Annotated in this window: 19 protein-coding genes; 9 read left to right on the top strand and 10 right to left on the bottom strand. The window is 35.9% G+C overall.

Annotated elements, in window-relative coordinates:
* Positions 1–12 precede the first annotated feature (12 nt).
* Together KF896_06940 and KF896_06935 are read left to right on the top strand one after the other, a co-directional pair.
* Positions 13–357 (top strand): histidine triad nucleotide-binding protein, encoded by a 345-nt coding sequence (locus KF896_06940; protein ID MBX3043435.1) that lies wholly within the window; start codon positions 13–15, stop codon positions 355–357.
* Between the two features lie 24 nt (positions 358–381).
* Positions 382–1,353: a KpsF/GutQ family sugar-phosphate isomerase gene (locus KF896_06935; protein ID MBX3043434.1), complete on the top strand. Its 972-nt coding sequence runs from the start codon at positions 382–384 to the stop codon at positions 1,351–1,353.
* Here KF896_06935 and KF896_06930 read toward each other — a convergent pair.
* Positions 1,350–2,330, bottom strand: coding sequence for a DUF4115 domain-containing protein (locus KF896_06930; protein ID MBX3043433.1), 981 nt, complete (start codon positions 2,328–2,330; stop codon positions 1,350–1,352). The genes KF896_06935 and KF896_06930 overlap by 4 nt on opposite strands.
* A gap of 168 nt (positions 2,331–2,498) precedes the next feature.
* On the opposite strand from KF896_06930, the gene KF896_06925 reads away from it, so the two are divergent.
* Positions 2,499–3,626 carry a DUF2279 domain-containing protein gene (locus tag KF896_06925; protein MBX3043432.1) on the top strand — a complete coding sequence of 376 codons (1,128 nt, stop codon included), beginning with the start codon at positions 2,499–2,501 and terminating at the stop codon, positions 3,624–3,626.
* 15 nt (positions 3,627–3,641) lie between these two features.
* On the opposite strand, the gene KF896_06920 is transcribed toward KF896_06925, so the two are convergent.
* Positions 3,642–4,619, bottom strand: coding sequence for a MoxR family ATPase (locus tag KF896_06920; protein MBX3043431.1), 978 nt, complete (start codon positions 4,617–4,619; stop codon positions 3,642–3,644).
* Positions 4,620–4,903: 284 nt separating this feature from the next.
* Between KF896_06920 and KF896_06915 the strand changes: the two genes are divergently transcribed.
* A complete protein-coding gene (locus KF896_06915) occupies positions 4,904–6,736 on the top strand; it encodes an HD domain-containing protein (GenBank protein ID MBX3043430.1) in 1,833 nt (610 codons plus the stop codon).
* On the opposite strand, the gene KF896_06910 is transcribed toward KF896_06915, so the two are convergent.
* From KF896_06910 to KF896_06895, 4 genes are read right to left on the bottom strand one after another with little or no spacing between them, the layout of a single operon-like run.
* The gene (locus tag KF896_06910) at positions 6,720–7,229 is read right to left on the bottom strand and encodes an N-acetyltransferase (GenBank protein ID MBX3043429.1); all 510 of its coding nucleotides are present in this window, start codon (positions 7,227–7,229) and stop codon (positions 6,720–6,722) included. The two genes, KF896_06915 and KF896_06910, sit on opposite strands and share 17 nt — an antisense overlap.
* Positions 7,229–7,606 carry a holo-ACP synthase gene (gene acpS, locus KF896_06905; GenBank protein ID MBX3043428.1) on the bottom strand — a complete coding sequence of 126 codons (378 nt, stop codon included), beginning with the start codon at positions 7,604–7,606 and terminating at the stop codon, positions 7,229–7,231. Before acpS ends, KF896_06910 begins: the two co-directional genes overlap by 1 nt.
* Entirely contained in the window at positions 7,603–8,352 is a 750-nt protein-coding gene (locus tag KF896_06900) for an NAD-dependent deacylase (GenBank protein ID MBX3043427.1), read from the bottom strand. The genes acpS and KF896_06900 overlap by 4 nt, the downstream gene beginning before the upstream one ends.
* A 14-nt stretch (positions 8,353–8,366) precedes the next feature.
* Positions 8,367–10,580 carry a glutamine synthetase III gene (locus KF896_06895; GenBank protein ID MBX3043426.1) on the bottom strand — a complete coding sequence of 738 codons (2,214 nt, stop codon included), beginning with the start codon at positions 10,578–10,580 and terminating at the stop codon, positions 8,367–8,369.
* A 419-nt stretch (positions 10,581–10,999) separates the two neighbouring features.
* Here KF896_06895 and KF896_06890 point away from each other — a divergent pair, with 419 nt between their 5' ends.
* Genes KF896_06890 through KF896_06870 form a run of 5 tightly spaced genes read left to right on the top strand, consistent with a single transcriptional unit; the run spans position 11,000 to position 18,273 of the window.
* Entirely contained in the window at positions 11,000–14,128 is a 3,129-nt protein-coding gene (locus KF896_06890; GenBank protein ID MBX3043425.1) for a tetratricopeptide repeat protein, read from the top strand.
* Between the two features lie 10 nt (positions 14,129–14,138).
* Positions 14,139–15,746, top strand: coding sequence for a hypothetical protein (locus tag KF896_06885; protein ID MBX3043424.1), 1,608 nt, complete (start codon positions 14,139–14,141; stop codon positions 15,744–15,746).
* Positions 15,746–17,302 carry an SPOR domain-containing protein gene (locus tag KF896_06880; protein MBX3043423.1) on the top strand — a complete coding sequence of 519 codons (1,557 nt, stop codon included), beginning with the start codon at positions 15,746–15,748 and terminating at the stop codon, positions 17,300–17,302. The genes KF896_06885 and KF896_06880 overlap by 1 nt, the downstream gene beginning before the upstream one ends.
* A gap of 18 nt (positions 17,303–17,320) precedes the next feature.
* Entirely contained in the window at positions 17,321–18,100 is a 780-nt protein-coding gene (locus tag KF896_06875) for an energy transducer TonB (GenBank protein MBX3043422.1), read from the top strand.
* Positions 18,100–18,273 carry a hypothetical protein gene (locus KF896_06870; protein ID MBX3043421.1) on the top strand — a complete coding sequence of 58 codons (174 nt, stop codon included), beginning with the start codon at positions 18,100–18,102 and terminating at the stop codon, positions 18,271–18,273. Before KF896_06875 ends, KF896_06870 begins: the two co-directional genes overlap by 1 nt.
* Positions 18,274–18,275: 2 nt before the next feature.
* Here the strand turns inward: KF896_06870 and KF896_06865 are convergent, their stop codons facing one another.
* The 4 genes from KF896_06865 to KF896_06850 form a co-directional block, all read right to left on the bottom strand.
* On the bottom strand, positions 18,276–19,415 hold the full coding sequence (locus KF896_06865; protein MBX3043420.1) for an anhydro-N-acetylmuramic acid kinase: 1,140 nt from the start codon (positions 19,413–19,415) through the stop codon (positions 18,276–18,278).
* 115 nt (positions 19,416–19,530) lie between these two features.
* The gene (locus KF896_06860; GenBank protein MBX3043419.1) at positions 19,531–20,076 is read right to left on the bottom strand and encodes a hypothetical protein; all 546 of its coding nucleotides are present in this window, start codon (positions 20,074–20,076) and stop codon (positions 19,531–19,533) included.
* A gap of 27 nt (positions 20,077–20,103) precedes the next feature.
* Positions 20,104–20,460, bottom strand: coding sequence for a hypothetical protein (locus KF896_06855; GenBank protein MBX3043418.1), 357 nt, complete (start codon positions 20,458–20,460; stop codon positions 20,104–20,106).
* A gap of 23 nt (positions 20,461–20,483) precedes the next feature.
* Positions 20,484–21,446, bottom strand: coding sequence for a fibronectin type III domain-containing protein (locus KF896_06850; protein MBX3043417.1), 963 nt, complete (start codon positions 21,444–21,446; stop codon positions 20,484–20,486).
* Positions 21,447–21,455 lie beyond the last annotated feature (9 nt).

Here is a 21,455-nt window from a genome sequence, read left to right as displayed (position 1 = left end):
TTGGATAATTAAATGGCTGATTCAATATTTACAAAAATAATAAATCGTGAAATTCCGGCTGAAATAGTTTATGAAGATGATGATGTTATCGCCTTCAATGACATATCCCCTAAAGCACCTGTTCATGTGCTTGTAGTACCAAAAAAGCATATCATAACTTTAAATGATGCTGATGAAACCGATGCTGCATTGCTTGGTAAAGTTATTCTTACAGCTTCAAAAATTGCTAAAGAAAAAGGTATTGCCGACCGTGGCTACAGAATTGTTGTGAACTGCAATCAGGAAGGCGGACAGTCAGTTTATCATATACACTTTCATTTGATTGGCGGCAAACAACTTGGTTGGTCTCCTGATTAATTGAAATAATGAATTTTAATAAAAATGAATATTTCTGAAATTATAGATTACGGAAGAAATGCCCTTCAAGATGAGATTGTAGCAATTCAAAATGCTTCAAACAGACTTGATGACGGTTTTGCTAATGCTGCAGTAATGCTTGCAAATGCAAATAAAATTGTAATAAGTGGCGTTGGAAAATCCGGTTTGATTGCACGAAAGATTGCAGCTACTTTTTCAAGTATTGGTATTTCTGCTATATTTTTGCACCCGGTAGAAGCTCTTCACGGTGATATTGGAGTCGTTCAGGATAGAGATGTTTCTATTCTCATTTCCAAAAGCGGAACAACCGATGAGCTCGTTAAATTGTTGCCATATTTGAAAATGAGAAATTCTCGTATTATTTCTATAACCGGAAACTTAAATTCAGCATTGGCAAGGTATTCTGATATTGCTCTTGACGGTTCGGTGGAAAAGGAGGCATGCCCTTTTAATCTTGCACCTACTGCTAGTACGACTCTTGCTTTAGCTATTGGTGATGCCTTAGCTGTTGCTGTAATGAAAATTAATGGAGTTAGTCTTAACGACTTTTCAAGATTGCATCCTTTGGGACAAATAGGCAGAAATGTTAGCGTTAAAGTATGCGATATAATGCACATAGATAAAGCATTACCTGTATGTTCTCAGGGAGCATCTTTCAGAGATGCTGTTATTGAAATTTCAAGAAAAGATTTAGGTTGCGTTTGTGTAACAAACGATAATTTGTTATTGCTCGGAATTATTACTGATGGAGATGTCAGGCGTATTTTACAAAATTCGGAAGATATGAGAGGCATTATGGTAAATGATGTTATGACAAAATCTCCTGTTACTATTAATTCGGATGCATATCTACATGAGGCGCTTGCAATTATGGAGAATCGCGAAAGTGAAATAAGTGTTTTGCCTGTGGTAAATGAAGATAATATTTTGATTGGTGTAATTCGATTACACGATATTGTGCAGTCAGGTTCTTAAAATTTCAAGGTATCTCTTTTGGGGAGCGGAAATTGTGGTGTTGTTTGAATGGTAGATTGCTCAATCATCCTGGGTTCAGATTTTTGGTCATTTTCGATTTTCCTTCTTGCTGCTCTGGCACTATCATTTTTTGGTGCATAAATATTCAAGACCTCAGTTGCTGTGATTTTTATATTTTTCACTACTGTTCCTGACCTTCCAAAAAGTGGCAGCTTTTCATCATTTCTAAATATTGTAGCACCGCCTACATTTCCTAAATCAACTATGAAAAATTCAAGGGCTGACCATGATTCTTCCATACCCGGTTTAAGCAGTGATTCATTGATTGATTTGCCATCTGAAAGAACTCTTATCCAGATTGTATCGTGAGCTTTGGCGGTTAATTTCAATGAATCAGGTTTTTCGAAAAATGAAAACAGACTGTTAGATTCACTTTCTATTGATACAGTGTCTGTTCCACCCAGAACATCAGAGTTCTCAATTCTTGAAGATGATTTATTGATTGAACTGAAACCGAAATAAATTGCTGTTACAATTGCTAAGAAAAGTACAACATAAATCATGCTGTTTAAGATCATGTATCTTCGCTCTTTATTCAGGTTTTTCTTTTTGAATAAATCATTGAAGTTGGTTGAAAAAGTCTGCGTAATATTTGTTTTCAAATTCAGCTTATCATCAACTATAGGAATAACTGCCTTCGGTTTTGGAATTTCAGATTCAATTTTTTCATCGTCAAATTTTTTCTTTTTTGGTTTGCTTGATTTGGGTGTAACCATGACATTATCATATTCAACTTTTAAATAATTACAAAGCGTTTTTATAAATGATTTGATATAAACATCAGGCATAACGGAATGGTCACCACTTTCGATGGATTCAATTACATATTGACGCACTTTCGTTTTGTCGCTTAATTCTTTAACCGACAACTTAGCATTAATGCGTGCACTCTTGATTTTTTCGCCTATATCATTCATTTTTCAGCAATTTGAAAATTATTTTTTTTGTTTTGCATCAAGCAAGTTTACCAAATTAATAAAAATATTTGAATTATTAACTCTTTTAATAATTATACACCATAAATTTTTATTATATTTGTAAACAAATTTAAAGCTAAATTAAATTATCAATTATTGTACCAAAAAATGAAAATTCAGTTAATGTTATTAATATTGATTATTATAATCAATTATAATACTTATTCTATAATAGATGAAATCAATTCATCTGAAATCTCAGAGATAGTTTACAGCTTGCAAAATTCGAGTTCTGAATTCACTCAGGAGCTTAATATAGATAATCAGGAAATTAGTAATACAGAACAAAATGATTCTGTACTTTATAAAAAACCACTTCGTGTTGATCCAATTGATTTTATGTATGCCGATAATCAAAGATATACAATTGATGGCAATATGCCGCTACTGGAAACTGATATTGATTACCTCAGGTTCGGAATTTTTGCAGGTGCATTTACAGGATTTATGGTATATCAACATATCTATCAGGTAAACACCATTTGGTCGGAAAGAGGAACTTTCAGAATTATGGAAGATGGTGATTATGCCTTGTATTCTGATAAAATTGGACATTTCTACGGTGCATACTTCTCAGGATACACATATTCTGAATTATTGATGTGGTCTGGATTTAGTAAAGAAACTGCAACATTAACCGGTGCATTGATGGGGCTTGCGTACTCAACCTATGTAGAAGTGATGGATGGCTTTGCTGAGCAATGGGGATTTAGTCCTTCTGACTTTTATAGTGATGCAGCCGGTTTTGGCTTTTTGTTGCTTCAAAATTATGTACCTTGGTTTCAAAATATAACACCGAAGTTTCAATATATACCTTCTGAATGGCATGGTGATAAAAGGCGAAGTCCCAGTGAATTTTTTATTGATGATTACAGCAGTCAAAGTCTGTACTTCTCATTCAATGTATATAATATGTTGCCAGAAAATCTTCAGCAATACTGGCTGCCTTGGCTTCAGATTACTGTTGGTTATGCAGCTAGAAATTTATGCAATCCTACTGACCCCAACTCAAACTGCGACTATAGTTATTCAACAAGATACAGTGATCTTGTTGCAGGAAGCCCAAGATTTATAATTGGTTTGGATTATGATTTGGTAAAGTTGCTTCCTGATGGAATACCTCTTTGGAACTGGATTCGCCAGTCACTGAATTATATTAAATTCCCCGCACCTGCAATTGAAATCAGTGAGCGGGGAACAAGATTTATGCTGATGTATCCATTTTTAGCATTATAGAAATCTATAAAGATATTATTTTACTGATTCGACTAATCTGCGAATAATTTCATTTGCTGTAACATTATCTGCTTCAGCATTGAAATTTGGAACTATTCTGTGTCTTAATACAGGCAAAGCAGATGCTTTTACATCATCAATATCGGGTGTGAATTTTCCATGCAGAGCAGCGTTTGATTTGGCACCAAGAATAATATACTGCGAAGCACGAGGACCTGCTCCATAACTAAGAAAATCTTTCACAAACTTTTGGTCTGTTGTTTCAGGACGAGAATTACGGACTAATTTAACTGCAAAGTCAATTACGTTATCGCTTACCGGTACTTTTCTCACTAATTCCTGGAAATCCATAATCTCAGTAGCAGTCAGAACTTGTTCAACTTTTGGTTTATTAATTGAAGTAGTAGATTTCACTATATTGATTTCTTCTTCCAAACTCGGGTAATCGAGCCAAATATTATACATAAACCTGTCAAGCTGGGCTTCCGGAAGAGGATATGTGCCTTCCTGTTCGATAGGGTTTTGTGTTGCAAGCACAAAGAATGGTTCATCTAAAGTATATGTTATTCCGGCAGCTGTTACAGCGTGCTCCTCCATTGCTTCAAGAAGTGCTGCTTGTGTTTTTGGGGGAGTACGATTGATTTCATCTGCAAGAACAATATTTGCAAAAATTGGTCCTTTAACAAACCTGAAAGTTTTCTGCCCGCTGGAAAGATTATCCTCGATGATTTCAGTACCGCTGATGTCACCCGGCATAAGATCCGGTGTAAACTGTATCCTTGAAAATTTCAGGTCTAAGGCTTTGGAGAGAGTGCGGATTAAAAGAGTTTTTGCCAATCCGGGCACACCAATGAGAAGAACGTGTCCTTTAGCAAAAAGTGCTGTAAGGAGCTGGTCTATGATGTCATTCTGTCCGATAATCACTTTGCCGATTTCGGATTTAACTTTTTTTATCGAGTTTGCTAATAATTGGATTTTCTCTGTATCTTGCATGTTATAATATTGATTAGATAAAATATTGTCTAAAAATAATAAGACGTATATTTACTTACTTAATTGAAATATTATTTTTATTGACTTCTGAACATTATATTTACAATTCAATTTTTTGAATATCGTTTTATAAATTGTTTAAAATTTTACAAATAAATTAAAAATAAAAAAAATATTTGGCAAAAATAAATGATAAATTCTGAATTTATCTTATACTTTGATTAATATATGAATAAATTTTGTTATATTAAATTTTGAAAAAAAATCGAAAATGAGAATTTTATATGGAATTGCTATTTGAATTTGATTTAGAATATGATGAAGACAGTAGTTTTGGTCTGGATCCTCAAAAGGATTTAGAATATTTATTATCTGAAATTGATAGAATTGATAATTCCATTGATAAAGAACTTGTTGCTCGTGCATTTGCATTTTGTGTTGAAAAACACAGCGATACAGCAAGAAAATCCGGCTACCCATATTATACTCATCCACTAAATGTAGCACTTATATTGCTGAAAGAGTTTTCTATTCATGATACTGCCTCAATCGTAGCTTCGCTTCTTCATGATACAATTGAAGATGTTGCTGATGTTGGCGAAAGTCAAATTGCTCTTGAGTTTGGTACTGACGTAGCCGAGATTGTTCAAGCAGTTACTAAAATTTCAAATGACGTTATATCCCTTGAAAACAGCAGTATAAATTGGGACGAGCTTGATGGAAAACAGAAAGCCGAGCTAAAGCATAAGCTGAAAGCAGGAACTCATCGCAAGCTTTTCCTTGCACTTGTCAGAGATATCAGAGTAATCCTGATCAAACTTGCTGACAGACTGCATAATCTCAGAACTCTGCACTACTTAAGTCCTAAGAAACAAAAAGAAATATCGCTAGAAACGCTGAATTTTTATATTCCAATAACTCATCGTCTTGGACTTATGAAAATTAAAATGGAGCTCGAAAACCGCTCGTTTTATTACTCCGATAAGTCTGCTTATGAGGCAATCAGGCTTGCACTCAACGAGAAAAGACGCGATTTTATTGATTACATTAAAGTATTTTCTGATACTATTCAGAATAGCTTGAATCAGCATAATCTTACTCATACTTTGTCAATTGTGCACAAGCATGAATATGAAATTTTTAAAATGATAAATGATGGCAAGTCTATCAGTGATATTGATAATTTTTATTCTATGGTTCTGATACTTGATACTAATGATATTCATGAATGTTACAGGGCTCACGGTGTACTTGCCACTGCATTCAATACAATAAGTTTCATAGATTATATAGCCAAGCCAAAAATGGACTGGTTCAAATCGCTTGTAACTGAGCTTTTTGGTCCTGACGGCAAGAGAATAGAAATTATCATCAGAACTGAAGAAATGGAAAAAATTGCAGAAGAAGGTTTTGCCTCAAAGTTTTCACTGAGAAGCGGAAGAATAAGGGCTCTCAATTTTACCGATAAAGAAATTGATGATTGGGGAGATTGGATGCAGGGTATTATTGAGGAAAAAGGGGAGAGAGCCACTCAAATAATATGGGATGCGATTAAAGTAAACCTCTTCGACAGTGAGCTTACGGTTTATACAAAAGATGGAAAAGCGATAACACTTCCCGAGGGAGCAAATTTAATTGATTTTGCTTTTTCAGTATCAGACGACTCAGGTTATCACTGCATTTCAGGGAAAGTAAATGGCGTAATAACTGATCTGAATCACAAGCTGAAGACCGGTGATCAAGTAGAGATTATATATTCAAACAAGTTTCAGCCAAGACCAGAATGGCAGGAGTCTGTTGTTTCACATAAGGCTGTTTCAATGCTTCATGATTATTTTAAGAATCATGTTGCCTCTAAAGTAAATGAAGTAGCTGTAGAAGTGATAGATTTTGATGCGAAAATTCGCATACGTGGAGAGGACAGAGAGAGAATGCTTTTTGAAATAACCGAGGCAATAGGTAAATCTATAATTAAACGCATTAGCCTTGATACAAGCGAAAGTTTTTTCGAAGGTATAGTTGCAGTCAAAGTAAAGGATAAGTCTGAGCTTAACGCAATTATAACCCGTTTAATGGGCATAAAGGGTATTAAATCTGTAATCAAAGTTTATGATTAGCAATATCTGTTGTTAATCCATAAAACAGATGACTGCAAATATTGCCGTCAAGATTTACAATATCAGGCAGATATGCCCATTGTTCAAATCCATATTTTTCGAGCAATTTGATGCTACCTGTATTTATATCAAGTAATATACAGATTATATGTTTGATGCCGTAGCTCGAGATGTTTTCTATGCAATATTCAAGAAGTTTACTTCCAATTCCCAGTTTTTGAAAATTATTATGAATATAATAACTTACTTCAGCTGCTTCATCGAGTGCCCTTCTACCTTTTCTATACGGGCTGATTGATAGCCAACCTACCACATTGCCTGAAACTTCATAAACAAATACCGGATACTTGTCGGAATTATGCTCTGAGAACCATTTGTCACGTTCATCGAATGAGATGTAGTCTAAATCGGCTGTTGCACTGCGGGAGTCAACAGCCTGATTATAGATTTCGTTTATAGCCGGTAAATCTTCATATTTTGCAGGACGAATCATTATTCTGTTTCTTCTAGAATGATGTAGGCAAGTGAATTATTGTCAGTATGCGAAAGTGATACGTGTGATTTTAGATGCCCGTATTTTTCTAACAAATCACCATCAAGGACTATAACAGGCTTGCCATTTCTTTCATTTCTGATACTGATTTCCTTGAATTTAAAGCCTTGTGTAAGTCCTGTACCAATGGCTTTGCTGAAAGATTCTTTGGCTGCAAATCTAGCTGCGTAATGAACATATTTTGTTTCATTGAATGAATCGCAATACTGCTGCTCGAGTTCTGTATAAAGGCGGTCTAAAAATCTTTTGCCATATTTTTCGATTGCAGTTTGTATTCTTGATGTTTCGACAATATCAGTACCTATACCGTATATCAATGAATTCCTCTTTGTTTATTAAATTCTTCTAAAATTTTTGGAAATGCTTCGCCTGACGGGTATCTCAGGCAATAGTTTGCAAAGCGAGATATAGCAGTTTCATTTGGATTGATCTCAACAACTACGCTTCCAGACTGGCTTGCAATAATAGGTAGATTTGCAGCAGGATATACTTCGCCGGAAGTACCGGCTGTGAAAAAAACATCAGCTTTTCGAGAGACTTCTTCTGCTCTCATGAGCGCATCATAAGGCAGAGTTTCACCAAACCAAACAACTGCAGGACGAACTAAGCCACCACAGGATTTGCATTTGGGAGCTTCTGTATCTTCTGCTGTTACTGATTCATCATACGGGGTTTTACAACTAAGACAATAATTTTCGAGGATATTTCCGTGTAATTCGATTACATCCTTAGCTCCTGCTCTTTGATGCAAGCGGTCAACATTCTGTGTAACAAGTGAAAATTTTGGGAACAATTTTTGCATCTCAGCTATTGCATAATGTCCCGGATTAGGTTCGCAGCTAAAAATTATATCTCTGCGGTGCTGATACCAATCCCAAACAAGATTAGGATTGGACATAAAACCATCAACGCTTGCAAGCTCGGAAGGATTGAATTTTGCCCATAATCCATCAGGGTCCCGAAATGTTTTAATACCGCTTTCAGCAGATATTCCCGCACCGGTGAAAACAACTACTTTTTTTGCATTCAAAAGTGATTCAATTATTCCATGTGGTATTTGCATCGAAGAATATTCCATTAGTGTAAGAATAATAATTCTCTGTATTTAGGTAATTGCCAGAATTTATCATCAACAATCATTTCAAGTTTATCGGCATGATGTCTTATTAGGTCAAAAAGTGGTTTTATTTTACTGCTATAGTGTTCGGCTTTCTCTTGCAGATTGCTGATAGAGCTGGCTTCACGTCTGTTATCATCAAGTTGTTCAAGATTGGAAATCATTCCTTCTAGATGTGTTGAAATTTTCAGTAACTGATTTTTATAAGCTTCGCTTTCATTCAGAAGACCAAGTTCTTTCAGCCCCTGTACATTTTTGATTAAATCATTCTGATAGTTCACCACAGCCGGAATAATCATAGTATAAGCAATCTCATCAACCAGAACGGCTTCTATTTCAATCTTATGCAAATACTCTTCAATGAAGACATTATACCTGGCAACAAGTTCTCTTTGAGAATAAATACCGAATTTTTCAAATAATTCAATATTTTCTTTTTTTAGATATACAGACAATGCCTGAGGAGTAGATTTAAGGTTTGGCAAGCCACGTAGTTCAGCTTCTTCAACCCACTCATGAGAATAATTATCCCCATTGAAAAGGATTGGCTGGCAACTCAGATAAACTTCTTTCAGTAATTTAGAAATTATGGATTTCTTCAAATCGTTAATAATTTTAGCCCCGTCCTTAAGCTTTTCAACTTCAGCATCTACTTGATTCAAGAATGAATTTAGCTGAGCAGCTACAATAACATTAAGGGTAGTCATCGGAAGCGAAACGTTGACGCTTGACCCCGGTGCTCTGAATTCAAATTTATTACCTGTAAATGGAAATGGCGAAGTCCTGTTTCTATCGGTTGTGTGCATTTTTTTGAAAGGGACCATTAAGTAATCAAGGTTCAGCCCTTCGATTGGTTTTTCACTTTCAGGTTCTGAATCATTCAAAAATGCTTCCAAAGCATTCTCCATCTGAGAGCCAATAGATGCTGATATGATTGCAGGAGGAGCTTCATTTGCACCTAATCTGTGGTCATTTCCGGCACTTGCAATACTTGCTCGCAACAAATCGGAATGATTATATACAGCAACAAGTGTATTTATGAAAAATGTCAGAAACATTAGATTGTTATGTGGTTCATCGCCCGGCTCTAAAAGATTTTTACCTGTGTCAGTAGCAAGTGACCAGTTGTTATGCTTACCTGAGCCATTAATACCCTGAAATGGTTTTTCATTTATGAGAACTCTCAAGCCGTGGCGTTTTGCAACTTTGTCAATTTTATCCATCAACAGTAAATTATGGTCAGCTGCAATATTGGCAAATTCAAAATGAGGAGCACATTCAAACTGATTTGGTGCAACTTCGTTGTGGCGGGTTTTGATAGGAATGCCAAGTCGTAATGCTTCCTGTTCAAATTCAATTATGAAATTATATACCCGCTCGGGAATAGCACCAAAATAATGGTCTGCAAGTTGCTGACCGCGGGCTGAAGCATTTCCGTAGAGAGTTCGTCCGCAAAGAACCAAGTCAGGTCTGGCGTTGAATAAAGCTTCATCTACAACGAAATATTCTTGTTCCCAGCCTAAAGTAGGAGTGACTTTACTGATTTTTTCATCAAAAATTTTACATATTTTCAGAGCCTCCTGATTAATTAGCCGCATTGATTTGAGAAGCGGTGCTTTCATATCAAGTGACTCGCCTGTATATGAAATCAGGAAAGCTGGAATACAAAGTGTACGCCCGAATTTTGTACGTCTGATAAAAATTGGTGTTGTAGGATCCCAAACAGTATATGATCTGGCTTCATGTGTCGAACGCATACCACCTGTTGGAAAGCTCGAACCATCCGGCTCCTGCATTATCAGCTCATTTCCGGACATTTTTTCAATCGCACGCCAATTCTTGTCAAACTGGAAAAAAGTGTCATGCTTTTCGGATGTTTTGCCGGTCAGTGGTTGGAACCAATGAGTATAATGTGTAACCTGATGGTCAATAGCCCAGTTCTTTAGACCGATAGCTATAAAATCTGCGGTTTCTCTGTCTATCGGCAGAGAATTATCTATAAAATAAGTTAACTTTTCAAGAATTTCTATAGGAAGATATTTTTTCTTAGCTTCAGGTCCAAAAACAAATTCGTTAAAATATTCTGAAACGGGCTTATCCATTAATGGCATACTCAATAAATCGCCTGTTTTTTTGCTTGTAAAGGATTCCAAACTTCTAAGTCTGACGGACATTTAAGTCTCTCCAAAAAATGTGTTTATGAATGTGGAAAATTTTATATTACAAAAATAACAATATTTACAGTCATTTTATAAATATTTATTGATATTGAACAGTTATTTTTTCGTATTTCTGATTTGACTGTCTCATACAATTATCAAATTAATAATTACAAAAATGTAGCGATTTTCAAATTAAATCGTTCTGTAAATTTAGAAAAACTATTTAAATTAACTGTTCAATTATAAGTTATTGAAAAAAAAGAAAAAAAACGCATCAAAAAGTACAAAATAATCAAAATATTTAGTTCATTTGAAACATTTTTTGTATTTTTACGATGCAGCATAGAGTATCTATTCAAAAAAATCCTGCCCAAGGGGGTTTTTGATGATACTTGATATACATATTTTTTTTCGATAAATACAGAATGTATATGAAAGATATCAAAAAAATTGTGATTATTTTGATTTTATCGGTTTTACCGATATATTCTCAAGTAGTAGAATTACCAATTGATTACGGCACGCGGGCAATATCCCTTAGCGAAAGTCTGTATGACATTGAGTTGCTGCATCTTGCCGAGCAGAAACTTGTAAATGACATAAAAAAATTTCCGATGAATGTATCTTATGACAAATCGGTTTTATTGCAGTCTGATATTGATTTGCAATCCGGGAATTTTAATATTGCAGACGGCAAATTATATGAATTTATTAAATCCCGCTCAAACTCCCCTTATGTTCCATTTGCTGCGTTAAAACGCGGTTATATGAAATATGAACTGGGAGATTATAAACAAGCAGAAATTTTATTTGAGGAAGCCGAACTATTAGCTTCAAGAGACTATGAATATCGTGGTCAGAAATCTTATGATGATATTGTACACCGTGCTATGTTTTGGAGATCTATGTCACTTTCGCATCAGGGAAGACATCTCGATGCGCTGCCACTTTTTAAGGAAACTGTAAGCAAATATCCTGAAAGTGAGTATAGTGATGACTCATATTATTACATTGGAAGAATTCACGAAATCAATCGCAATCATGACTCTGCTTTGTTTTACTACAGATATGTGACAAAAAATTATCAATATGGCAGTGTATATTTAGTCTCACTCATACGAGAAGCTAACAATAACCTGATGCTGCGTCAACCATCTTCAGCTTTGATTGCTCTTGAAAGAGCAGAGACATTATCTTCACATTTTCAAAATCAGGACTCTGTTTCAAAGTTATATGAAAAGCAGATGTTTGCTGAAAATGCCATCGAAAAAATAAAATATATGAAGGGTGAAGCCTATAATATCGGTGGCAATCACAAAGAAGCAGTCAAAGTATTCGAAAGTTACATTGATGAGTTTCCAAATTCACAATGGATAAATTATGCAAGGCTCAGTTATGGTTGGGCGTTGTTGAATTTGGGTGATCATGAGAGAGCTTTGGAGCAATACAGTATAATAATTGATAATACAAACGACGAAAATCTTCATGCCCGGTCAATAGCACAATTATACAGAGTCGTGGCATTAAAGCGAAAGGGTGATGAAGATACAGCCCGACGCGAACTTGCCGGTCTTGCTTTGCAGGCATCTTATCCTTATCAGGGGCTGGTGCTGATGGAGTTGGGACAAATTCATTATGAAGCAGGTGAGTATGAACAGGCTGTTAAGACATTAGAGCGTGCCGAAAGAGAATCTCAGGACGGCAGGACTGCTACCAGAGTACACTTGCTGCTTGGTGCAAGTTATATTGAATTGAAATTATGGGAAAAAGCTGTCATTCAATACAGAAAAGCTGAAAATCTTGCTACTGCAAGCAACGAAATATTGATGCCAAACCGAAAATGGTATATTTCAGAGTCAAAACTCAAAGAAGGTATTGCGCTGGTGCAAAGTCACAGAGCCGGAGAAGCAATCGGTGCCCTGCAAAATTTTATAGGAAATAATAAAGGTGATGCAAGAAATGAAGAAGCTTTGTTCTGGCTTGCTGAAAGTTATTACAGAGTTGAACTTTTAAAAAATGCATCAGACACTTATAATAGACTTCTCGAGACATATCCAAGAACAAGCAGACGTGAAGAAGCACTTTACGGATTAGGATGGTCTTATTTCAGGGTTAAAGATTTTAGTAACTCATCAAAAATTTTTGATAAGTTGATTGCGGATTTTCCTAAAACGAAATATGCTGTTGAGGTGCTCACTCGTCAAGCGGATGGTTATTACATGGAAAAACGTTTCCATAATGCCTCTAATTCATACAAAAGAGCAGCGGCGCTTTCTCCCGGAACTGAAGAAGGGCAATATGCCTCTTATCAGCTTTCACATGCTCTTTATAGAAACGGCAATTACGAGCAAGCAATTACATCACTTTTGGATTTTGTGAGAGTCTATAATAAATCTCCTTATGCACCAAATGCTTTATATCTTATCGGTTGGATTCGCTTTCAGCAGAGAAAATATGCAGAATCAATAGATAATTTCGAATTTCTGATAAACGCTTATCCCCAGAGCTCGCTAACTCCAAGAGCCTACTATGCAATTGGTGATGCCTATTATAATTTGGGCAGATACGAAGAAGCAATTAGCAGTTATAAAATTGTGATTGAGTCATATCCAGGAAATGAAATGGCACCTGAAGCCATCAAAAGCATACAATTCTGTCTTATTGCTCTTGGTCGTGAGTCTGAAGCTATTGATATAGCTTCCCAATATGTCGAAACAAATCCTGAGTCACCATTTGCTCCTGTATTCCAGAAAAAAATAGGTGAAATGTTCTATCAGGGCAGGAAATATCGTGATGCAATTGCAGAATATGAGAAATTTATTCAGAAAAATCCTAATGATGAAAACATTCCGGAAGTGCTTTACTGGATGGCAAAAAGTTATGTCAGTCTTAATGAAACCGATCAGGCATCAATAGTATTCGAGAGGATTACAAGAGATTATCCGACAAGCGATTATGCTCCACTTTCAATGTTGGATAATGGATTATTGCAAATTGAAGTAGCAAATATTGCCGCTGCTGACAGAATACTAAAATCACTTCAAGAAAAATATCCAGAAGATAATAATGCAGCTCAAGCAGGCTTCGAGCGTGGTGTTCTGAAATATAAACTTGGCGATACATTATCAGCACTTGATATTTTCCTGAACGTGACTAATCGCTACCCCTCAACTGACTGGGGCGACCAAAGCCGCTACAGAATTGCAATGCATTACCGTGCATCAGGTGCAAACGATTCTGCAAGAGTGCATTTTTCATTTATATCAGCCATTGCTGATAACCCAAGCATTTCATCAGAGTCTCAGTACAGAATAGGTGAATTATGGATGCGGGATAAGAATTATGAACAAGCTACCACCGCCTTCATCGTTGTAAAAGAAAATTATGAAGGATATGAAGATTGGTATTCGCTTTCACTTCTAAGTCTAGGCGAAGCTTATGAAAATTTGGATAAGTTCGATGAAGCACGCGAAATATACTCTGCACTTGAAGCACTAAGACCTGACGATGATTTTGGAAATACAGCCAAGTCAAGAATCAAACGCATTAAGAATAAGTGAGAATAAAACAATGAGAATATTTTTAATTATAATTTTATTTTTTTCAGCTTTAATGCCTGTCATAGCGCAGGAATCTCAGCAAAAGCCTACTTCCGCTGAACCGCTTGATTTGCCGAATTTTATTATTCAGGGTACTTTACAATTAAATGTTAATTCAGGTGTAAAACAAAATCCTGAAAGACCCAGACCACTAAGTAAGTCTGAACTGGACTCGCTTAATTCACTTGAGAAACAAAGTTCGCAATCTCTGCCTGTCGAACCTTTGAGAATTACAACAGTCGAAAGAAGTTTAAAAGATGGGTTTGTAAAGGCTCAGTTTGGCAGATTTGCTACAGGACAGATTGATGTAGGGTTTGGAGGTGAATTAGGAGGGTATGATTTGTATGGTCAGGCTGGTTATGAATTTAGCGACGGACATTTGACCAATGCTGATTTCTCGAAATTTGGTGCAAAGTTAACTTCTGATTATATTGCCCCTGCAAAATTTTTCATTTTTGGTGGTAGCCGTACGCGAACTGAAGTCGAATTCAAGCATCATGATTATAATTTATTTGCCAATCCGATTGGATTGAATCGTAATATAAATAATTTCTCTGCTATAGTTGATGTTGATGGTAATTACAGAGGAATCAAATTTGAGACAGGTATGGGATTTAATGGATTTCAGGTCGTTACTGATAATTTTAGAAATGCTGATAATAATATATTTGGCTTTTTGAAAATTCATAGCTTTTGGAATAATTTTCAGGTAGCAGGTAATGTACTTTTAGATTTGCACACACTTCGCGGTCAGTCAACCAATTTTATGCAGGCAGATGGCTCAATTTCCATTTTTAATGACGTTTTTTCGCTAACAGGTAATGGCGGACTTCAGTGGGCAACAAATTCAAATGGAGTTGATAGAGGCGGACTTCTTATTGAGGGTAAAGCTGAGTACAGAATGAATAAATTGTTTACTGTCAGAGCTGATATTAGGTCAGGGCTTGAAAATAAAAGTTTCAGAGATATGGCTTACGAAAATCCGTATATCTCAAATATGGCTGATTTGGATTTCGCTTATGACATTATGAATTTGGGTGCATATTTGATATTCCACCCAAATGAAAAAATTGGATTCTCGGCTGGAATGAGAGTTCGAAGCACAGATAGATACCCTGTTTTTTCTCCTGATGAAGTTTATTTCCCGGGAAGTTTTAATATAAGTTATGAAGGTATTTCCTTCGTCAGATCAATGTTTGAAACATATTGGTACTTTACTTCACAAGACAAACTTACGGCAAATCTTACAGCAACTCAGAGCAGTCTGAATGATTTCACTGACAGTAGTATTCCTTATATCCCGGATTTTCAAATATCTTTGGATTATAATCGAAATTGGTTTAAAGGATTTGGCACAAATTTTGGAATTGATTATATTGGAGAAAGATTTGCTGATTTACAAAACACAGTTAAACTTGATTCGTATATAAATGTAAGAATTGAAGGAAATTATTTGATATATGATGGATTAAGGTTATTTTTGCGTTTAGATAATTTACTAAACTCAGATATTTACGTCTGGGAAGGTTACAGAGAAAGAAACGTATTTATTTCATTTGGAGTTATGTGGCAGTTCTGATGGCAGAATTAAGAGATGACATATTAAGAGAAGAAGAGCAGTTTGGCGGATTTAACCCCGGTGAACCTGATGACGATGCATTTTCATTAGGCGATAAACCCTATCCGGGAAATATTGACTTCTATCTCAAACCTTTGAAAAATTTGCCGACAACAGAAGATTCTGCATATTCTGAAATAAATGATTCTATGTCAAACGAAGATGAAATTTCGCAATCCGGTGAAGATTTCGAAAATGTTAACTCTTCCGAAGATATCAATGAAGACGACCTTTTTGAGTTCGAGAAGAAGAAATTGCAAAGCAAAAAGTTGCAAGGTGGAGAGGACTTAAATGATGATTCTGATTTAGCCGGATATGTTCAGGGTATCATGGCTGCCACAAAAAGAAAGCATAAACCTGTTGATGAAACAAGCCCAGCTGATTCAAGTGATTCTCCTTTTGATGACAGTGAGTTTGTACCCGTTGAAAATGATGCTGAAACGCAAGTTGTAATTAGCGACATGGATTTGGATAAACCAAGTACAGCTGCTATAGGGGATATGAATTTCTCGCCAGCACAACCTCCACTTCCTAAAATTGATGATAAGAGTGATAATTATAAGGACTCAGAAGGAAAAACTGATAAAGATAAGGAAGAAAAAGAGAAAAGAAAATTGGGTATATTGCCTATTGTCGGAATTGCTGCTGCACTACTTTTAATAGTTGCAGCCGGACTTTTGTATTTCTTGCCTGAGAAGCCTTTTGGAATTTTTTCATCTGATAAAACACATACAGATTCATTGATGATTCTGACATCTGCTGATAGTGTGAATATTGCCGGAACCGGAACAGAAAATGATAAAGAAAATGAAAAGCAAGATACTGATAATTCCGGTATTGTAAAATCAGATACATTGGATTTATCAAAAGAGAAAGATATTGCTTCAGAAACTTCGAAGGATTTAAAAAAATCTGAAAATAATGAAAAGATTGAGTTTGCTGAATCAAAACTGGAATCAAAAGCTGAAATTACAAAACCGGTTGTAAATAAAGAGTTTGCAAAGGATGCAGTTAAGCCTGATGCAAATAAAGAGTTTAATAAGAATGCAGTAAAGCCTGTGGTGCAGAAAAATATTCAAAAAGATTTGGCTACAAATCAGGAGAAGAAAATTGTAGAAAGTGCTAAAAAACCGGAAGTGAAAAAATCAACTGGGCAAATTGAAAAGCCTAAAACGCCTAAGCAGATTGCAAAAGAGAATGACCTTATTGCTGATGCTAAACCAAAAGAAGCACAACAAATAATTAAAGAAACAGCAATAAACGAGACTTTTGTCCCAAAAGATGAACCCGGAGTTTACACAGTTCAGATTTATTCGTCTCCATCTAAAGAGGATGCTGAGACTTGGCTGAACAAATTAAGAAGCAAAAATGTTCAGGGAGCCTTCATTAGTGAGCAAAATGTCAGAGACAAAGTATGGTACAGAGTACGATTCGGCAATTTCCGTACCCGTGAAGAAGCTCGCAATGCAGCACTTCGTCTTGGATTTGCGCAGACCTGGATTGATAGAGTAAAATAATTTATTTGAGGTAAAAAAATGTATAGAAAACCAAATTTTGAAGAGGATACCTCATTACAGGTCAAATTGCCATGGGATACTAATACCGCAAGAGGTTTTGGAATTTCTATGGTATTTGTCATTTTATTTTTATTGTTAGCACCATATTGGAATTTAAAAGAAGCACATGTTCGTTCAATTCAGTTTAATTCAGTACCTTTAGTACTTCTTAACTTTGGTGATGGTGACGGTACTGGAATAAGCAAAGGTAATCTCACAAAAGAAGGCGCCTCCCGAAAAGGTCAGGAAGCACAGTCAATTCTTGAAGATGCCGCTAATCCTGCTTTAACAAAACAAGTAAAAAATGCAACTCAGCAAGATGACAATCAGATTTCAAATCCAATTCCTGTAAAAGAACTATCAAGTGCCGATAAAGTTTCCGGCACTGATAAAGGCTCAGGAAGCAGAGATATTGGCACGCGTGATGGAGTTACAGACGGTTCCGGGTTGGGCTCACGTGGCTCCGGAAAAGGTATGGGCTATGGATTTGGCGATATCGAATGGGGTGGTGGAGGAAATAGAATCGTACTTCATAAACCGCTTCCTAAGTTTCCTGTAGGTGTGAATACAAATGCTGAATTGAAATTTAGATTTACAGTTATGCCGGATGGTACAGTAGGCAGGATAATTCCCCTGCAAAAAGCTGACCCAAGGCTCGAGACTGCTGCTCTTGCTGCTTTGAGACAGTGGAGATTCAATGTGCTGAAAGAGGATGTGGTCATGGAAGGTGTAATTCCGCTAACTTTTGTGTTGAAGTAATGGAAGAATTATTTAATTTAGCACGTGAAGTTCCGACTATTGTAAAGATAATTCTTGCCATTTTACTTGGCGGAATTATCTTTTCTATTTTAAAAAAAGTAGTCAAGACAATAATTCTACTTTTGATTATTATCACAGTCTATATACTTTTAGAAAAGTATATCTTCATATAATTTTATCTCAGAATATCCGCTTTAATACCCAATAGTACTCTTTTGGTTGAGCCTGTTGCATTCGGTATATTTCCCGGTAATCCCAAGTCGTGTAAATATGCAAGAAAAGCAAAACAAACTGCTTCTTTTGAGTCTGTACCAATGCCAAATTTTTCTGAAGTAAGAACTCTGACATCCGGCAAATAACAACCCAGCAACTCCAATAAAAAGGTGTTTCTGGCGCCACCACCGGAAACAATTACTTCATCAACCGGTGCTGAAAGACTTCGAATATTCTCTGCTATACTTTTAGCGGTAAAATGTGTCAGTGTATTAAGAGTATCATAAGCATTTTGTTCACTTTCAAAATATTTATTGAACAAAAGAATATTGAAAAATTCCCTTCCGGTTGATTTTGGTACAGGTTTCTTGATATATTCCAATTCCATAAGTTTATTTAATTTACCAATATCGGTCGTTCCCTGTCGGGCGAAACTGCCACCGGGGTCATAATCCATTCCGAAATATTTTTTAGAGGCAATATCAAGGAGAACATTGCCGGGACCTGTATCGAAAGCAATTATATCATCCACTGAACATTCCTTTTCCAGATATGTGATATTAGAAATGCCGCCAATATTTAAAGCAACTACATGTTGAGTTGTACTTTTTAAAAAATGATAGTCAAATATTGGTACAAGGGGAGCTCCCTGTCCTCCTAATGCAATATCGGCTGACCTGAAATCCCCGATTACAGGAATTGATGTTATTGCACTTAATGCAGGAATGCTGCCTGCCTGAAATGTAGAGGCAATATGCATACCTGCATAAGGCTTGGCTATTGGCTGATGCCAGATTGTTTGACCGTGCAATCCAATTGCCTTTACAGAATCTTTACTAATTCCTGAATCGTTTAAAGCGTCACTAACACATGATGCATAAATTTTTGCCAATGCAAAATTTAACTGTGATACATCTTTCAGTAATTTTGAATCAGAAATAATACCGCCAATCATGTCTTTGATTTTATCAGAATATGGATAAGTTCTGAAGAATAATTCTTCAACCATGAAATTTGTTCCATCAAAATCAAATTTACAAATAGCAGTATCCACACCATCAAGTGAAGTACCTGTCATCAAGCCGATGTAAATGTTGTTCATAATATAATTAGTGATAATCTAAATAAATGCAAATTTAATAAATAGTATTGAGATAAAAAAAAAAGCCCCGAATTTCTTCGAGGCTTTTTATGAAAACCATTTTCTACGAAACGAATTACATACCTTCAATCAAGGTCATGACAAAAGTATTAATTCCATTTACAGTTTTTGCTTTTCCGAGCAAACCAACTTTGTCATTATTGGCAAAATTTGCGAGGCGTTTTCCGGCAAAAGAACCGTCTTCGTTATAAACAAAATATACTGTTCCATTTGTAGCACGGAATAAAATCAAATTACCGCTGCTTTGCAAATTCTGTGCTTCAGCTTTGCTAACTTTACCATTACCACCCATTACAAGGGCGTTAAGACTTACAACAGTGCCTTCTAAAGGTTTAGTGCTGTAATCACCTGCTTTAGGTTGAGGAGTGCTTTCGGCAGCCGGTTTTTTAGTATCATCTGCATCAACTTTTACTTCAGCAGGTGTTTCTATTACTGCTTCAACTGTATCTTCAATTGTTTCGGCAGGCGCTTCCATCTCTTCGATTAATTCATCTACTGAATCAATTTTATCGAGTTCGGGTTGCTTTTCTTCGCTTCCGCAGGAGCTTACAAAAATCATCCCTGCTATCAAAAGCAAACTTAATAATAATCTTAAATTCATAACTTTCCTTTTAATTTTTCCTGATAATTACATTGATTCAATCATTGAAGCAATAATTACATTCAGTCCGCTGACTTTTTTTGTTTTGCCTATTATGCCAACTTTTTCATTGTTAGCATATTTAGCAAGTTTTTTTCCGGCAAATGAGCCATCTTCGTTGTAAACAAAATAGATGGTATTACCTGATTTAAAAACAATCGGATTGCCATTTTCAGCAAGTTTTTCAGCTTGTTCTTTAGTAATTTTACCTTTGCCGCCCATAACTAAATCGTTGAAGCTTACAACCTGACCCTCTATAGGCTTTTGCGAATATGCTTCATATACAAATACAGTTGTAATTGCAATTAATACTGCCAATACGGCTACAGTCATTCTGTTCATCATAACTTTTTTTCTCCTGTTTGGAATTAGTTTGAAGCGTTATCACTTGGTGTTTTAGCATAAGGTACATCAGGAGTTTTCTGATATGAAATCTCAAACTCGATGTATCTGTTTGTTCCTGAACCCTGAAGGAATGAACCGCCACCAGCCGGACGTTTAGCCATTACTTTTGCATAATTGTAGCGTGTCTGTCCGGGCTGATATTTTCTTACATAGAAGATAATATTGGTTGGGTTTGTGAAGTTTGTGATATCGAATGAAAGTTCTGAATATTCATTATTTCTTGCACCATCATCCATAGCACGGCTGTCAAAGATGTCATCCAGACTATTGGCAGTAAAGTAATCTTTGTAAATGAATGTTGGGTCAGGAGTCTGACCTGATGCAAAAATATAACCTGATTTTGTAGCTGATGAAAATACGATTTTATTATCAACTGTACGAAGAGCGAGGTCCCAATCTTTACTGTTATCAATTGTACGAGCACGCGGAGCACCTTCTGCTTCATAAAATATCTGAAGACCACTACCAAAGTTCGATGCAGTTTCATAAACTTTGATTGACTCATCATTCACATTTTTTACAAATCTTGTAGCCGGCGACCATCTCACAGTAATAGGTGAGCTGATTGAATCATTTGTATATCTTGCAACAAGTGTGAAGATATAAACTTTTCCTTCAGTTAAACCTGTAACTTCGATTGGGTTTGTTCCTTTAAGAACTACTTTTGAATCGCCTGCTGTAGGTCCGCCGTCTTCTCTCCAGCTGATTTCATAGTCTTTCCAAAGAGTATTACTTTCTGATGGGGAAATTTGGTACATAAGGTGTACTGTGCTTTCGTTAATCGAAGTAGCTTGAAGGTTAGAAGCAGGACTTGGTTTTGGTTGTGGTGTAGGATCAGGATCAACACCTGATTCTTCACAAGCCGAAAATACGAATATTGACATAGCTAATGCTGTCAATAAGATAAAGAGTTTGTTCTTTAACATAAAAATATT

This window comes from Ignavibacteriota bacterium (assembly GCA_019637995.1).
In the GTDB taxonomy this organism is placed as follows: Bacteria; Bacteroidota; Ignavibacteria; order Kapaibacteriales; family UBA2268; genus JANJTB01.
Note: the sequence above shows the minus strand (reverse complement) of the source record. Positions and strands in the feature narration are given on the sequence as shown.

What these genes read in the sequence shown, in the direction of transcription:
- KF896_06940 (MBX3043435.1), top strand. Translation starts at nt 13, where the DNA reads ATGGCTGATTCAATATTTACAAAAATAATAAATCGTGAAATTCCGGCT.
- KF896_06935 (MBX3043434.1), top strand. Translation starts at nt 382, where the DNA reads ATGAATATTTCTGAAATTATAGATTACGGAAGAAATGCCCTTCAAGAT.
- KF896_06930 (MBX3043433.1), bottom strand. Translation starts at nt 2,330, where the DNA reads ATGAATGATATAGGCGAAAAAATCAAGAGTGCACGCATTAATGCTAAG.
- KF896_06925 (MBX3043432.1), top strand. Translation starts at nt 2,499, where the DNA reads ATGAAAATTCAGTTAATGTTATTAATATTGATTATTATAATCAATTAT.
- KF896_06920 (MBX3043431.1), bottom strand. Translation starts at nt 4,619, where the DNA reads ATGCAAGATACAGAGAAAATCCAATTATTAGCAAACTCGATAAAAAAA.
- KF896_06915 (MBX3043430.1), top strand. Translation starts at nt 4,904, where the DNA reads ATGGAATTGCTATTTGAATTTGATTTAGAATATGATGAAGACAGTAGT.
- KF896_06910 (MBX3043429.1), bottom strand. Translation starts at nt 7,229, where the DNA reads ATGATTCGTCCTGCAAAATATGAAGATTTACCGGCTATAAACGAAATC.
- KF896_06900 (MBX3043427.1), bottom strand. Translation starts at nt 8,352, where the DNA reads ATGCAAATACCACATGGAATAATTGAATCACTTTTGAATGCAAAAAAA.
- KF896_06895 (MBX3043426.1), bottom strand. Translation starts at nt 10,580, where the DNA reads ATGTCCGTCAGACTTAGAAGTTTGGAATCCTTTACAAGCAAAAAAACA.
- KF896_06890 (MBX3043425.1), top strand. Translation starts at nt 11,000, where the DNA reads ATGAAAGATATCAAAAAAATTGTGATTATTTTGATTTTATCGGTTTTA.
- KF896_06885 (MBX3043424.1), top strand. Translation starts at nt 14,139, where the DNA reads ATGAGAATATTTTTAATTATAATTTTATTTTTTTCAGCTTTAATGCCT.
- KF896_06880 (MBX3043423.1), top strand. Translation starts at nt 15,746, where the DNA reads ATGGCAGAATTAAGAGATGACATATTAAGAGAAGAAGAGCAGTTTGGC.
- KF896_06875 (MBX3043422.1), top strand. Translation starts at nt 17,321, where the DNA reads ATGTATAGAAAACCAAATTTTGAAGAGGATACCTCATTACAGGTCAAA.
- KF896_06870 (MBX3043421.1), top strand. Translation starts at nt 18,100, where the DNA reads ATGGAAGAATTATTTAATTTAGCACGTGAAGTTCCGACTATTGTAAAG.
- KF896_06865 (MBX3043420.1), bottom strand. Translation starts at nt 19,415, where the DNA reads ATGAACAACATTTACATCGGCTTGATGACAGGTACTTCACTTGATGGT.
- KF896_06860 (MBX3043419.1), bottom strand. Translation starts at nt 20,076, where the DNA reads ATGAATTTAAGATTATTATTAAGTTTGCTTTTGATAGCAGGGATGATT.
- KF896_06855 (MBX3043418.1), bottom strand. Translation starts at nt 20,460, where the DNA reads ATGATGAACAGAATGACTGTAGCCGTATTGGCAGTATTAATTGCAATT.
- KF896_06850 (MBX3043417.1), bottom strand. Translation starts at nt 21,446, where the DNA reads ATGTTAAAGAACAAACTCTTTATCTTATTGACAGCATTAGCTATGTCA.